Origin of the sequence: Pseudomonas yangonensis, from assembly GCF_009932725.1 — a bacterium.
GTDB lineage: Bacteria > Pseudomonadota > Gammaproteobacteria > Pseudomonadales > Pseudomonadaceae > Aquipseudomonas > Aquipseudomonas yangonensis.
This window is the reverse complement of record NZ_BLJU01000021.1, coordinates 62,549-77,176: the sequence shown is the minus strand read 5'-3', so window position 1 is coordinate 77,176 and position 14,628 is coordinate 62,549. Positions and strand designations below refer to the sequence as shown.

Genomic DNA, 14,628 nt, shown 5'->3' with positions numbered 1-14,628 from the left:
CGTTAGCCGATTGCCCGGACCTGGGGCGTGCAGTTACAGTGCCGCTCCTTCTGTGTTGTAGGTCCGTCCATGAGTCAGCCCATCAATGTCGCCCTGATCGGCGCCACCGGTAATGTCGGCGAAGCGCTGGTCGAGTTGCTCGAAGAACGTGAGTTTCCGGTCAAGGATCTGCACCTGCTGGCCAGCAGCGAGTCGGTAGGGCAGAGCCTTTCATTTCGTGGTCGCCAGGTACGGGTGCGGTCGCTCGAGGCGTTCGATTTCTCTCAGGTGCAATTGGCATTCTTCGCCGCCGGTGCAGAGGTTACGCGCGCTTGTCATGAGCGTGTGCTGACGGCCGGTTGTTCGCTCATCGATCTGAGTGCCGCGTTGCCGCTGGAGCAGGCCCCGTGCGTGCTGCCCGAACTGGGTGTCGAAGGATTGCCCGCATTGCGCAGGCCGTGGTGCGTCAGCGCACCGACCCCTTCAGCGGTTGCCTGTGCGCTGGTACTGGCAGCATTGAAACCTGTATTGCAGCCGCAACGGCTCCACCTCACCGCCATGCTGGCCATCTCGACCCTGGGGCGCAATGGTGTGCAGGAGCTCGCCCGGCAGACCGCCGAGTTGCTGAACGCACGCCCGTTGGAGCCCAGGACGGTCGATCGGCAGATCGCCTTCAATCTGTTGGCGCAGGTCGGTGAGGTCGATGAGTATGGGCATGCGCAGCTGGAGAAGCGTCTCGCCGCCGAGGTTCGGCAGCTATTGGGGTTGCCCGAGCTTCCAGTGGCTGCTACCTGCGTCCTGGCACCGGTATTTTTTGGCGACAGTCTGGCACTTGGTGTGCAGACCGATGCGGACATCGACGTTGATGCCGTGCAGCAATTGCTGGAGGCCGCGCAGGGTATCGAGCTGGTCGAGGCGGGCGACTACCCGACCGCCGTTGGCGATGCGGTGGGGCAGGACCACGTCTATGTCGGGCGGGTTCGTCGTGGCGTCAGCGATCCAGGGCAACTCAATTTGTGGATTGCGTCTGATAATGTGAGAAAAGGCGCCGCACTCAATGCTATAGAGATAGCCGAGTTATTGATAAAACACTATCTGTAAAAGATACTTACCTAGAAATTTGAAGAATCTTTCTAGCTTGGCAATACTGGCTGAGTTGATTGCTGAATGGGGAGCCGCTCCTGGAGCGGAGGCAGGCAGCAATTCTCAAGACCCTCTCGCATGTCGAGAAAAAAGCTAAAACAAGGGATAACGCTATGGTTCGGGTTCGCAAACTGGTGCTGGCAATCGCAGCCGCTTCCGCGCTGTCTTCCGGTATGGCGCATGCGCTGGGTTTGGGTGAAGTTACCCTGCAATCCTCGCTGAATCAGCCGTTGGTAGCGGAAATCGAATTGCTGGAGGTGCGCGATCTTGCCTCCAATGAGGTAATTCCAACCCTCGCGTCCCCTGAAGAGTTCGTCAAGGCGGGTGTCGATCGTCAGTACTTTCTGACCGATCTCAAGTTCACTCCCGTATTGAAGCCTAATGGTAAAAGCGTTATTCGCGTTACTTCGAGTAAGGCCGTACGCGAACCTTACCTCAACTTCCTGGTGGAAGTGCTCTGGCCGAACGGCCGCTTGCTGCGTGAATATACCCTGCTGCTAGACCCGCCACTTTACTCGCCGCAAACCACCGTAGCCGCTGCGCCTCAGTTGCCGATCGCCGCTCCTGCGCCGCGTCCCTCCGTGGCTCCGGCACCTGCGCCGCGCAGTGCCGCTCCAGCTCCCGCTCCGCGTCCTAGCGCGCCGGCCCCGGCTTCGCGCGCCATTTCCGGTAACGAATACAGAACCACTGCCAACGATACGCTCTGGGAAATCGCCCAGCGCGTCGGCGGTGGTTCTTCGGTCAATCAGACCATGCTGGCTATCCAGGATCTGAACCCGGATGCCTTCATCGGCGGCAATATCAACCGCATGAAGAGCGGTCAGGTACTGCGTCTGCCGGACGAGCAGCAGATTCGCAGTCGCAGCAATGCCGAGGCGGTCGCCCAGGTAGCCGAGCAGAACGCCGCCTGGCGCGAAGGGCGCGCTGTCGCTTCGCGTCAGCTGGATGCCACGCGCCGTACCACCGCAGGTTCCGCACCGGCCACTGCCGAGTCCGCCGACAGCCTGAAACTGGTTGCAGCTGAAGCTGGTCAGTCCACTCGCGGTAGCGATACCGGCTCGGCCAACAGCAAGGCGCTGGCCGACAAGCTGGCCGTGACCCAGGAAAGCCTGGACTCGACCCGTCGCGAGAATGCCGAGCTGCAAAGCCGAGTCAGTGACTTGCAGAGTCAGCTGGACAAGCTGCAGCGCCTGGTCGAACTCAAGGACAACCAGCTGGCAAAACTGCAGGCCGATCTGTCGGCGGCTCCGGCCGCCGCGGATGAGCCGGCTGCGCAAGCCCCGGCGGTGGAAACGCCGGCTGCGGAGCCCGAGACCGCGCCGCCCCTGTCGGAGGCGGCAACGCCACCGGCCTCGCCGCCTGAAGAGGCGGCACCCGACTACAACTACTCCGAGGAGCCTGCTGCGCCTGTCGAAGACAGCGCCGCCGCCACCGAACAGCCGGCCGAGGAGCCGGCTGCTGCCGTTGAGCCTGCCGCTCCGGCCAAACCGGCTGAAGAGGCCAAACCCGCAGCGCCCGCTCCGGCGCCTGCCCCGGCTCCGCAGAGTTTTATCGATGACCTGATGGCCAGCCCGATGACGCTGGGGTTGGCAGGTGGCGGTGCACTGCTGCTCCTGCTGGTTGCGCTGATGGCTTTGTCGCGCCGCAATGCCATGAAGGAAGCCGAGCAGCAGGACGAGCTGGCTGATGAGCTGTCCGAGGATCAGGCATTCGCATCGGATCTGGATATGCCGCAGGACAGCTTCGCGGGTCTCGATGACGAGCCTGTCCAGGCTGCAAGCGAAGAGCGTGTTACGGCACAGACTGGCGACGCGCTGGGCGAGGCGGATATCTATATTGCCTACGGTCGTTTCAATCAGGCAGCCGAGCTGCTGCAAAACGCGATCAACGACGAGCCGCACCGTACCGATCTGCGTCTGAAGCTGATGGAAGTTTATGCCGAGCTGGGCGATCGCGAGGGTTTCGCCCGTCAGGACAATGAACTGCGCGAGATCGGTGGGGTGAATGCCGAGGCTGAGCAGTTGAAAGCCAAATACCCGGCCATCGCTGCCTTTGCAGGTGCCGGCGCAGTAGCTGCTGCGGCGTCCGCTGAGGATGACATGAGCGAGTTCAGCCTGGATGACCTCAGTCTGGACGAGCCGGCCGCTGAAGCACCTGCTGCCACTGCTGGCGACCTGGACGATGCGTTCGACCTGAGCCTGGATGATCTTGAGGCTGATCTGGAGAAAGACCTCCAGGCCGCCAAAGCCGATGAAGCACCGCTGTCGCTGGACGATGATCTGGATTTCGGTCTGATCGACGAGCCAGCCGCGCCGGCCGCTTCAGCTGATGACGATCTGGATTTCGATCTGGCCCTGGGCGACGACAAGGTCGAACTGTCCCAGCCGGCTGACGACCTCTCTGCTTTCAACCTCGATCTGGACGAGCCCGCTGTGGCTGCCGGCGACGAGGCCGATGATTTCCTGCTGAGCCTCGACGATGATGCGCCGCTGAGCCAGCCTGCCGATGACCTTTCCGGTCTGAACCTCGACCTGCCGGAGGAGACGCCGGCTGCCGATCTCGACCTGCCGGCCGACTTCGATCTGTCGCTCGAGGACGAAACTCCGGCTCAGCCTGTCGCCGAGCCTGACAGTTTTGCAGCGCAGCTGGACGAAGTGACTGCCGAGCTGGATCAGTTGTCCACTGACTTCGAAGAGCCGCACGCCGCGCCGCTGGCACCGGTCGACAGCCTGTCCGGTGGTCTGGATGGCGACGATGACTTCGACTTCCTCTCCGGCACCGACGAGACCGCGACCAAGCTGGATCTGGCGCGTGCCTACATCGATATGGGCGACACCGAAGGGGCTCGCGACATTCTCGATGAAGTGGTCGCCGAAGGTAACGAAGCACAGCAGCAGGAAGCTCGCGAGATGATTTCCAAGTTGGTTTGATCGATTCCATGTCTGAAGCAGTACCTGTAGCGGCCGCCGAAATGGCGGCCGCTGGCTTTTCCAGAGTCGCCCTGGGCCTCGAATACAAGGGCGCACGTTATCGCGGTTTCCAACGTCAGAGCGGCAATGTCGCCTCCATCCAGGGTTGCCTGGAAGATGCGCTGTCGAAAGTGGCAGGTGGTGCGCCTGTCACCATTCATTGCGCGGGCCGAACCGATGCATCGGTGCATGCCAGTGGTCAGGTGGTGCACTTCGACACCCGCGTTGAGCGGCCGTTACATGCCTGGATCATGGGCGCCAACCTGAACCTGCCCAAAGACATCAGCGTGACATGGGCCAAGGTAATGCCGGCGCATTTTCATGCGCGCTTCAGTGCCATGGCGCGGCGCTATCGCTACGTGATCTACAGTGATCCGATTCGCCCGGCGCACCTGGCCGAGGAGGTGACCTGGAACCATCGGCCGCTGGATGCCGCGCGCATGCGCGAGGCGGCCCGTGCGCTGATCGGTACCCATGACTTCAGTTCCTTTCGCGCCGGTCAGTGCCAGGCCAAATCGCCGATCAAGACCGTCCATCATCTGGAAGTGATCGAGCATGGGCGTTTCATCGTGCTGGATATTCGGGCCAACGCCTTCCTGCACCACATGGTGCGTAACATGGCCGGTGTGCTCATGGCCATCGGTGCCGGTGAGCGCCCGGTGGAGTGGGCGAGCGAGGTGCTGGCTCGCGCGGAGCGCCGCAGCGGCGGTGTGACCGCGCATCCCTACGGGCTCTATCTGGTGCAGGTGGAATACCCCGAGGAGTTCGATTTGCCTTCGCGTTATCTTGGTCCGCATTTTCTCTCCGGTCTGGTAGATGTGCGGCAAGGCTGAGCCTTTGTTACCATCGGGCGTTCGACAGAGAAAGGTGTGAAGCGAATGCACGTGCGCAGCAAGATTTGCGGCATTACCCGAGTGCAAGATGCGCTGGCCGCCGTAGAGGCTGGAGCGGATGCCATCGGCCTGGTGTTCTATGCCAACAGCCCGCGTGCGGTGAGTGTCGAGCAGGCTGCTGCTATCGTCCAGGCCTTGCCGCCATTCGTGACCTGCGTCGGTCTGTTCGTGAACATGCCGCGTGACGACTTGCAGGCGGTACTGCAGCGAGTGCCTCTGGACCTGTTGCAGTTTCATGGTGATGAATCGCCTGTCGATTGTGAGGGATACGGTCGTCCCTACATAAAGGCGCTGCGTGTACGCCCAGGCGAGGATCTGGCTGCCACCATGGCGCTCTATGCTGGTGCGCGCGGCATTCTGCTCGACACCTTCGTCGAAGGCGTGCCCGGTGGGACCGGGGCTGCCTTCGACTGGTCGCTGGTGCCGCCGGATGTCGCCAAGCCGATCATCCTTGCCGGCGGCCTGGAGGCGAGCAATGTCGCTGCCGCCATTCGCCAGGTTCGGCCCTATGCCGTCGATGTCAGTGGCGGGGTCGAGGCCAGTAAAGGCATAAAGGATGCAGACAAGATTCGTGCGTTCGTGCAGGCCGTGCGTAATGCGCAATGTGACGGCGATTGAGGCAGGGCCGTCAATTAGCCTGTTACGCCGCCGTGGCCCATTTCGATGGGTGCGATGCGGCAGAAAAGAATTGCTGGAGATGGGCGCTCACGATGACGCGCTCATCCGAACCAACGGTTATGGAGAAATGACAGCATGAGCAACTGGTTGGTAGACAAACTCATTCCCTCGATCATGCGTTCCGAGGTGAAGAAGAGCTCTGTGCCCGAGGGCCTGTGGCACAAATGTCCGTCCTGTGATGCCGTGCTTTATCGCCCCGAGCTGGAAAAGACCCTCGACGTCTGCCCCAAGTGCAACCACCACATGCGCATCGGCGCGCGCGCGCGTCTCGACATCTTCCTCGATGCCGACGGTCGCGAGGAGATCGGTGCCGATCTGGAGCCGGTGGATCGCCTGAAATTCCGCGACAGCAAGAAGTACAAGGATCGTCTGGCCGCCGCGCAGAAGCAGACCGGCGAGAAGGATGCACTGATCTCCATGAGCGGCACCCTCGAAGGCATGCCGATCGCCGTTTGCGCATTCGAATTCTCCTTCATGGGCGGCTCCATGGGCGCCATCGTCGGTGAGCGTTTCGTTCAGGCGGCCAATGTCGCGCTGGAAAAGCGCTGCCCGCTGGTGTGCTTCTCCGCTTCCGGTGGTGCGCGTATGCAGGAGGCGCTGATCTCGCTGATGCAGATGGCCAAGACCTCCGCTGCGCTGGCGCGTCTGCGTGAAGAGGGGCTGCCGTTCATTTCCGTGCTGACCGACCCGGTTTACGGCGGCGTATCGGCCAGCCTGGCCATGCTCGGTGACGTGATCGTGGCCGAGCCCAAGGCGCTGATCGGCTTCGCCGGTCCGCGCGTGATCGAGCAGACCGTGCGCGAGAAGCTGCCGGAAGGCTTCCAGCGCAGCGAGTTCCTGCTGGAGCACGGCGCCATCGACATGATCATTCCGCGCAACGAGCTGCGTCCGCGTCTGGCGCGCCTGTTGGCGCAACTGATGAATCGTCCTTCCCCGGTTTCCCTGCCGGCCACTGCATGACTGAACGTAGCCTGGGCGAGTGGCTCGCCTACCTCGAACAGCTGCACCCCTCGGCCATCGACATGGGCCTGGAGCGTTCGCGCGAGGTAGCGCGCAGGCTTGGGCTCGGCAAACCTGCGCCGCTGGTGATCACCGTCACGGGTACCAACGGCAAGGGTTCCACATGCGCCTTTCTTGCCAGCCTGATCGCTGCCCAGGGCCAGCGCGTCGGTGTCTACAGCTCGCCCCATCTGCTGCGTTACAACGAGCGTGTGGTGCTGGATGGGCGCGAGGCAAGCGACGAGGCGTTGTGCCAGGCGTTTGCAGCGGTGGAATCCGCGCGCGGTGAGATATCGCTGACCTATTTCGAGATGGGCACGCTGGCAGCCTTCTGGCTGTTCGAGCGTGCCGGGCTGGACGCCGTGGTGCTCGAAGTCGGCCTGGGCGGGCGTCTGGATGCGGTCAACCTGGTGGATGCCGACCTCGCGTTGATCACCAGCATCGGCCTTGACCATGCCGACTGGCTGGGTGACACCCGTGAGTCGGTCGCCTTCGAAAAGGCCGGAATCATGCGGGCAGGCAAGCCGGCGCTGTGTGGTGATCTTGATCCGCCACAGCCGTTGCTGGAGCAGGTGGCGTTGCTGGACGCACCGTTTTTCCTGCGCGGGCGCGACTACGATCTGAGTGTTCGGGGGCAGCAATGGTCCTGGTATGGCCTCGATGCCCAAGGTCAGGTGTTGCACCTGGAGCAGTTGCCACTTCTCGATTTGCCCATGGAAAACGCTGCGCTGGCATTGCAGGCTTACGCGCTTCTGCCGCTGCCCTGGGATCAGCAGCAGATCGCTCAGGCGCTACTGGCCACTCGGGTGACCGGGCGGCTGGATCGCCGCGCGCTGGATTGGCGAGGCAAGTCACTCACGCTGTTGCTCGATGTTGGGCATAATCCCCATGCTGCCGACTACCTGGCGCAGCGCCTGGAGAGTCGCTCTACGACCGGTAAGCGCTGGGCCGTATTCGGTCTGTTGGCCGACAAGGACCTGCCTGGCGTGGTCTCGCCGCTGCTGAGTCTGGTTGCCGGGTGGGCCGTAGCGCCGCTCGGCACGCCGCGTTCGCGTTCTGCCGGTGAGCTGGCCGGGCACCTTCAGGCGCTGGGGGTGGCGGTGGCGCAGTACCCAGATGTACGAGCTGCGCTCGAAGCGCAGTGCGAACAAGCGGCTGAGGGTGACGAGATACTGTTGTTCGGATCGTTTTTCTGCGTGGCCGAGGCCCTGGATTGGCTGGCCCGCCCGGCTTGATAAGGGGAATGGGGGATGGCAATGCTGGACAAGGGGCTCAAGCAGCGCATGGTCGGTGCTCTGGTGCTGGTGGCGTTGGCGGTGATTTTCCTGCCGATGCTGCTATCGCGTGAAGACGAGATGCGTCGCGTGGTAGTAGAGGCCCCGTCGATGCCGCAGGCGCCGGAGGCTGCCGAGATCGTGGTCGAGCCTGCCGAGGTCGTCGAGCCCGAGCAATTGCCGCAGGAACCCGTGCCGGTCGAAGAGGTGGAGCCGCAAATAGTCGAGGTGCCGGAGCAACCCAAGCAGGCTCCGCCACCTGCAGCTCAACCGAGCAAGCCCGAACCGACCAAGACCGAGCAGGTTGCCACCACGGCTCCCGCCAAGCCTGAGGGGCGCCTGGACGCCAACAGCCTGCCGATCAGCTGGTCGGTGCAGTTGGCCAGTCTGTCCAGCCGCAGCGGAGCAGAAAACCTGCAGAAAACCCTGCGCAGCCAGGGCTACAACGCCTATATCCGCGCCTTCGACGGCATGAATCGTGTGTTCGTCGGCCCGCTGATCGAGCGCGCCGAAGCCGAGCGCTTGCGTGACCAGCTGAACCGTCAGCACAAACTCAGCGGTTTTGTCGTGCGTTTCCAACCTGAGGCCGGTTGAATCCATCGTTGATATGCAACGCCCGGTTACCCGATTCGCCGGGCTCTGCTAAAATGCTTCGCCTTTTCCGCTGGTAGGCCGCACCGTGGTATTCACCTGGGTCGATTGGGCGATTGTCGCCGTCATCGCCATTTCTAGTCTGATCAGTCTCAAGCGCGGCTTCGTCAAGGAAGCGCTGTCGCTGCTGACCTGGATTATCGCGGGTGTGGTCGCCTGGATGTTCGGCGGCGCATTGGCCCAGCATCTCGTCGAATTCATCGAAACGCCTTCAGCGCGGGTGATCGCTGCCTGTGCCATTCTCTTCATCGCCACCTTGCTGGTGGGCGCGCTGGTCAACTTCCTGATCGGTGAGTTGATCCGCGTGACAGGCCTGTCCGGCACCGACCGATTTCTCGGCATGGTATTCGGCGCCGCGCGTGGAGGCTTGCTGGTGGTGCTGCTGGTCGGACTGATCAGCCTGGCGCCGGTGGAGCAGGATACATGGTGGCAACAGTCGCAACTGGTGCCGCATTTTCTGATGGTTGCCGACTGGTCGAAGAACCTCATTCTGGGGTGGTCCGATCAGTGGTTTACCAGTGGTTCGGCTAACCCAGCCGAGCTGCTTTAAAGAGTGGCCGGTGCGGATTAACCGCTGCGCCGGCCGCTGAATTAGCCTGAATTATCTAGCAGGGGTCGTGGCACATGTGTGGCATCGTCGGTATCGTCGGTAAATCGAACGTCAATCAGGCGCTGTATGACGGGCTGACCGTCCTCCAGCACCGCGGCCAGGATGCTGCCGGTATTGTCACCAGCCATGATGGCCGCCTGTTCCTGCGCAAGGACAATGGCCTGGTGCGCGATGTCTTCCAGCAGCGCCACATGCAGCGCCTGGTCGGGCACATGGGCATTGGCCATGTGCGCTACCCGACGGCTGGCAGCTCCAGTTCCGCCGAAGCGCAACCGTTCTACGTCAACTCGCCCTACGGCATCACTCTGGCGCATAACGGTAACCTGACCAACGTCGAGCAGTTGGCCAAGGAAATCTACGAATCCGATCTGCGTCACGTGAACACCAATTCCGACTCGGAAGTGCTGCTCAACGTGTTTGCCCACGAACTGGCCCAGCGCGGCAAGCTGCAGCCCACCGAAGAAGATGTGTTCGCTGCGGTCACCCACGTGCACGAGCGCTGCCTGGGCGGCTACGCCGTGGTCGCGATGATCACCGGCTACGGCATCGTCGGCTTCCGTGATCCCAACGGCATCCGCCCGATCGTCTTCGGCCAGCGTCATACCGACGAAGGTGTGGAATACATGATCGCTTCGGAAAGCGTGTCGCTGGATGTGCTCGGCTTTACCCTGATCCGCGATCTGGCGCCGGGTGAGGCGGTGTACATCACCGAAGAAGGTCAGCTGTTCACCCGCCAGTGCGCGGCCAATCCGAAATATGCGCCGTGCATTTTCGAGCACGTATATCTGGCGCGTCCTGATTCGATCATGGACGGCATCTCGGTTTACAAGGCGCGCCTGCGCATGGGCGAGAAGCTGGCCGACAAGATTCTTCGCGAGCGGCCGGATCACGATATCGACGTGGTCATCCCGATCCCAGATACCAGCCGTACCGCGGCCCTGGAGCTGGCCAATCATCTGGGCGTGAAATTCCGCGAAGGCTTCGTCAAGAACCGCTATATCGGCCGCACCTTCATCATGCCTGGTCAGGCGGCACGCAAGAAATCCGTGCGGCAGAAGCTCAATGCCATCGAACTGGAGTTCCGCGGCAAGAACGTGATGCTGGTGGACGACTCCATTGTCCGTGGCACCACCTGCAAGCAGATCATCCAGATGGCGCGCGAGGCCGGAGCGAAGAACGTCTATTTCTGCTCGGCGGCACCAGCGGTGCGCTACCCGAACGTTTACGGTATCGACATGCCCAGCGCCCACGAGCTGATCGCTCATGGCCGCAGCACCGAGCAGGTGTGCGAGCTGATCGGCGCCGACTGGCTGGTCTACCAGGACCTGCCGGATCTGATCGAGGCGGTCAGTGGCAGCAAGAAAATCAAGATCGACAACTTCGACTGTGCGGTTTTCGATGGCAACTACGTGACTGGCGATGTCGACGAGGCCTACCTGAACCGCATCGAGCAGGCGCGCAACGACGCCAGCAAGGCGAAGTCGCAGGCGGTCAGTGCGATCATCGATCTGCACAACAATTGATGCGCGGGGCAGGGGAGGCCTGCCCTTGGTCTGTAGCCCGGATGCAATCCGGGGGAATGTCACATTGAAGTTCCCGGATTGCCTCCGGGCTACTTATTGGTGAGGTAGAGAGATGACACTGGAATGGGAAGCGGGTCGGCTCGACAGCGATCTGGACGGCGTTGGCTTCGACACCCTGGCGGTGCGCGCCGGTCAGCACCGCTCGCCGGAAGGGGAGCATGGTGAGGCGCTGTTCCTGACCTCCAGCTACGTGTTTCGCACCGCGGCCGATGCGGCTGCACGTTTTGCCGGCGAAGTGCCGGGCAACGTCTATTCGCGCTACACCAATCCTACCGTGCGCACCTTCGAGGAGCGTATCGCCGCGCTGGAAGGCGCGGAGCAGGCAGTGGCCACCGCTTCCGGCATGTCGGCCATCCTCGCCATCGTCATGAGTCTGTGCAGTGGCGGCGACCATGTGCTGGTGTCGCGCAGCGTATTCGGCTCCACCATCAGCCTGTTCGAGAAGTACCTCAAGCGCTTCGGCATCGAGGTGGATTACGTGCCACTGGCCGATCTCGATGCTTGGCAGAACGCGTTCAAGCCCAATACCAAGCTGCTGTTCGTCGAATCGCCGTCCAACCCGCTGGCCGAGCTGGTGGATATCGCGGCACTGGCCGAGATCGCCCATGCGCATGGCGCGTTGCTGGCGGTGGACAACTGCTTCTGCACGCCGGCCCTGCAGCAGCCGCTGAAACTCGGCGCGGATATCGTCATGCATTCGGCCACCAAATACATCGACGGTCAGGGTCGCGGTCTCGGTGGTGTGGTGGCGGGGCGCAGCGAGCAGATGAAGGAGGTGGTGGGCTTTCTGCGCACCGCCGGTCCAACTCTCAGCCCGTTCAATGCCTGGATGTTCCTCAAGGGCCTGGAAACCTTGCGCATCCGTATGCGCGCGCAGAGCGAGAGTGCCCTGCAGCTGGCGCTGTGGCTCGAGCAGCAACCGCAGGTCGAGCGTGTCTACTACGCAGGCCTGCCCAGTCACCCGCAGCATGACCTGGCGAAAAAGCAGCAGAGCGCCTTCGGCGCGGTGGTCAGCTTCGAGGTCAAGGGCGGGCGTGACGCGGCCTGGAAGGTGATCGATGCCACGCGCGTCATTTCCATCACCACCAACCTGGGCGATACCAAGACCACCATCGCCCACCCGGCCACCACGTCCCATGGTCGCCTGACGCCGCAGGAACGCGCCAATGCCGGCATCAGCGACAGCCTGATCCGCGTTGCCGTGGGGCTGGAAGAGCTGGAGGACCTGAAGGCAGACCTGGCACGCGGCCTGGCCGCGCTCTGATGCTGGAGTGGGGTAACGACGACGCGCCCAGCAACGGGCGTGTCGCACTGGTCACCGGTGCCGCGCGCGGTATCGGCCTGGGGATCAGCGCCTGGCTGGTCACCGAGGGTTGGCAGGTGGTGCTGGCCGATATCGACCGTGAGCGGGGTTCGAAAGTGGCGCGTGCGCTGGGTGACAATGCCTGGTTCGTGGCCATGGATGTGGCGAAGGAAGATCAGGTCAGTGTCGGCGTTGCCGAGATTCTTGGTCAGTTCGGTCGTCTCGACGCGCTGGTGTGCAACGCGGCCATCGCCGACCCGCACACGCCGCCGTTGGAGTCACTCGATCTCAGGCGCTGGAATCGCCTGCTGGCGGTCAATCTGACCGGCGCCATGCTGCTGGCCAAGCACTGTGCGCCTTATTTGCGCGGGCATCGTGGCGCCATCGTCAATATCGCCTCGACGCGCGCCAGTCAGTCCGAGGCCAATTGCGAGGCTTATGCGGCGAGCAAGGGCGGACTGGTTGCGCTCACTCATGCGCTGGCGGTCAGTCTCGGGCCGGAGGTGCGCGTTAACTGCGTCAGCCCCGGCTGGATCGACGCCCGCGATCCTGTGCAGCAGCGTCTGGAACCGCTATCGGTGTTCGATCATGCGCAGCATCCGGTCGGCCGTGTCGGCACGGTGGAGGATGTGGCGGCTCAAGTCGCCTGGCTGCTGTCCGATGCGGCCGGCTTCGTCACCGGCCAGGAGTTCGTCATCGACGGCGGCATGAGCCGCAAAATGGTTTACGAAGACTGAACACCCTGTAGGAGCGAGCTCTGCTCGCGAAACGTGGTGGTTTTAGAAGCTTCGCGAGCACAGCTCGCTCCCACGGATTCGACAGAAACGAAAAAGGCTCCCGAGGGAGCCTTTTTCATATCGGCGCGAATTACATGTTGGGGTAATTCGGGCCGCCGGTGCCTTCCGGTGCAACCCAGGTAATGTTCTGCGCCGGGTCCTTGATGTCGCAGGTCTTGCAGTGCACACAGTTCTGCGCGTTGATCTGGAACTTCTTCGTGCCGTCTTCCTGCGTTACCACTTCGTACACGCCGGCCGGGCAGTAGCGCTGCGCCGGTTCGTCATACAGTGGCAGGTTCTTCTCGATCGGGATGCTCGGGTCGGCCAGCTTCAGGTGGCAGGGCTGTTCTTCTTCGTGGTTGGTGTTGGAGAGGAACACCGAGGAGAGCTTGTCGAAGCTCAGTTTGCCGTCCGGTTTCGGGTAGGCGATCTTCGCGCACTCTGCCGCCGGCTTCAGGCAGGCGTAATCCGGCTTGTTGTCGTGCAGGGTGAAGGGCGCCTTGCCGCCGAAGATGTTCTGATCCAGCCAGTTGATGCCGCCGCCAATGATGGCGCCGTACTTGTGGATGGCGGCGCCGAAGTTGCGGCTGCGGAACAGTTCGTCGTACAGCCAGCTGGCCTTGAATCCATCGACGTAGTTGCTCAGCTCGTCGCCGCCTTCACGGCCGGCTGCCAGGGCTTCGGCGATGGCGTCGGCAGCCAGCATGCCGGATTTCATAGCGGTGTGGCTGCCCTTGATCTTGGCGAAGTTCAGGGTGCCGAGGTCGCAGCCGATCAGCGCGCCACCAGGGAAGACCATCTTCGGCAGCGAGTTGATGCCGCCCTTGCAGATGGCGCGGGCGCCGTAGGAAACGCGCTTGCCACCTTCCAGATACTGGGCGATGACCGGGTGGTGCTTGTAGCGCTGGAACTCGTCGAACGGGGACAGATGCGGGTTGGCGTAGGACAGGTCGATGATCAGGCCCACCACGACCTGGTTGTTTTCCAGGTGATAGAGGAAGGAGCCGCCGGTGTTTTCGGTGCCCATGATGTCCATCGGCCAGCCGGCGGTGTGTACCACCAGGCCCTGCTCGTGCTTGGCCGGATCGATGTCCCAGATTTCCTTGATGCCAATGCCGTAGTGCTGGGCGTCGGCTTCGCTGTCGAGGTTGTACTTCTTGATCAGCTGCTTGCCGATATGGCCACGGCAGCCTTCGGCGAACAGGGTGTACTTGGCACGCAGTTCCATGCCGGGGGTGTAGTAGCCTTCCTTGGGGTTGCCTTCGCGGTCGACGCCCAGATCACCGGTGACGATGCCGCGCACCACGCCGTTCTCGTCGATCAGCGCTTCCTGAGCGGCGAAGCCCGGGTAGATCTCCACGCCCAGGTTCTCGGCCTGCTGGGCCAGCCAGCGGCACAGGTTGCCCAGGGAAATGATGTAATTGCCTTCGTTGTGCATGGTTTTCGGCACAAAGAAGTCAGGAATTCGGGTAGCCTTGTCGGCGTCGCGCAGCAGGTAGATGTCATCGCGCTTGACCGGGGTGTTGAGTGGGGCGCCAAGCTCTTTCCAGTCGGGGAAGAGTTCGTTCAGGGCGCGCGGTTCGAACACCGCGCCGGAGAGGATGTGAGCGCCGACTTCGGAGCCTTTCTCGACCACGCAGACGCTGATCTCCTGGCCCGCTTCAGCGGCTTTCTGCTTCAGTCGGCAGGCGGCGGACAGTCCGGATGGGCCGGCGCCGACGATGACGACGTCGAACTCCATAAATTCGCGTTCCACAGGCTATCTCCTAC

Annotated in this window: 12 protein-coding genes; 11 read left to right on the top strand and 1 reads right to left on the bottom strand. The window is 62.6% G+C overall.

The window, feature by feature from the left end; all coding sequences use genetic code 11:
* Window positions 1-69: 69 nt before the first annotated feature.
* The 11 genes from GYB81_RS19560 to GYB81_RS19510 all read left to right on the top strand — a co-directional run bounded on the left by GYB81_RS19560 (window position 70) and on the right by GYB81_RS19510 (window position 12,819).
* Window positions 70-1,080 carry an aspartate-semialdehyde dehydrogenase gene (locus GYB81_RS19560; protein WP_161865313.1) on the top strand — a complete coding sequence of 337 codons (1,011 nt, stop codon included), beginning with the start codon at window positions 70-72 and terminating at the stop codon, window positions 1,078-1,080.
* 155 nt (window positions 1,081-1,235) lie between these two features.
* On the top strand, window positions 1,236-4,052 hold the full coding sequence (locus tag GYB81_RS19555) for a motility hub landmark protein FimV (RefSeq protein WP_161865312.1): 2,817 nt from the start codon (window positions 1,236-1,238) through the stop codon (window positions 4,050-4,052).
* Window positions 4,053-4,060: 8 nt separating this feature from the next.
* Entirely contained in the window at window positions 4,061-4,924 is an 864-nt protein-coding gene (gene truA / locus GYB81_RS19550; protein ID WP_161865311.1) for a tRNA pseudouridine(38-40) synthase TruA, read from the top strand.
* A 45-nt stretch (window positions 4,925-4,969) separates the two neighbouring features.
* Window positions 4,970-5,602: a phosphoribosylanthranilate isomerase gene (locus GYB81_RS19545; RefSeq protein WP_161865310.1), complete on the top strand. Its 633-nt coding sequence runs from the start codon at window positions 4,970-4,972 to the stop codon at window positions 5,600-5,602.
* 135 nt (window positions 5,603-5,737) lie between these two features.
* On the top strand, window positions 5,738-6,622 hold the full coding sequence (gene accD / locus GYB81_RS19540; protein WP_161865309.1) for an acetyl-CoA carboxylase, carboxyltransferase subunit beta: 885 nt from the start codon (window positions 5,738-5,740) through the stop codon (window positions 6,620-6,622).
* Complete coding sequence (folC, locus tag GYB81_RS19535; protein ID WP_161865308.1) at window positions 6,619-7,896, top strand: bifunctional tetrahydrofolate synthase/dihydrofolate synthase; 1,278 nt, start codon at window positions 6,619-6,621, stop codon at window positions 7,894-7,896. The genes accD and folC overlap by 4 nt, the downstream gene beginning before the upstream one ends.
* Window positions 7,897-7,911: 15 nt before the next feature.
* Entirely contained in the window at window positions 7,912-8,529 is a 618-nt protein-coding gene (locus GYB81_RS19530; RefSeq protein ID WP_161865307.1) for an SPOR domain-containing protein, read from the top strand.
* A gap of 85 nt (window positions 8,530-8,614) precedes the next feature.
* Entirely contained in the window at window positions 8,615-9,136 is a 522-nt protein-coding gene (locus tag GYB81_RS19525; RefSeq protein ID WP_161865306.1) for a CvpA family protein, read from the top strand.
* Window positions 9,137-9,210: 74 nt separating this feature from the next.
* On the top strand, window positions 9,211-10,719 hold the full coding sequence (purF, locus tag GYB81_RS19520) for an amidophosphoribosyltransferase (protein WP_161865305.1): 1,509 nt from the start codon (window positions 9,211-9,213) through the stop codon (window positions 10,717-10,719).
* Window positions 10,720-10,831: 112 nt separating this feature from the next.
* On the top strand, window positions 10,832-12,043 hold the full coding sequence (locus tag GYB81_RS19515) for an O-succinylhomoserine sulfhydrylase (protein ID WP_161865304.1): 1,212 nt from the start codon (window positions 10,832-10,834) through the stop codon (window positions 12,041-12,043).
* Window positions 12,043-12,819 (top strand): SDR family oxidoreductase, encoded by a 777-nt coding sequence (locus GYB81_RS19510; protein ID WP_161865303.1) that lies wholly within the window; start codon window positions 12,043-12,045, stop codon window positions 12,817-12,819. The genes GYB81_RS19515 and GYB81_RS19510 overlap by 1 nt, the downstream gene beginning before the upstream one ends.
* A 130-nt stretch (window positions 12,820-12,949) precedes the next feature.
* Here the strand turns inward: GYB81_RS19510 and GYB81_RS19505 are convergent, their stop codons facing one another.
* Window positions 12,950-14,614: an electron transfer flavoprotein-ubiquinone oxidoreductase gene (locus tag GYB81_RS19505; protein WP_161865302.1), complete on the bottom strand. Its 1,665-nt coding sequence runs from the start codon at window positions 14,612-14,614 to the stop codon at window positions 12,950-12,952.
* Window positions 14,615-14,628: the final 14 nt, after the last annotated feature.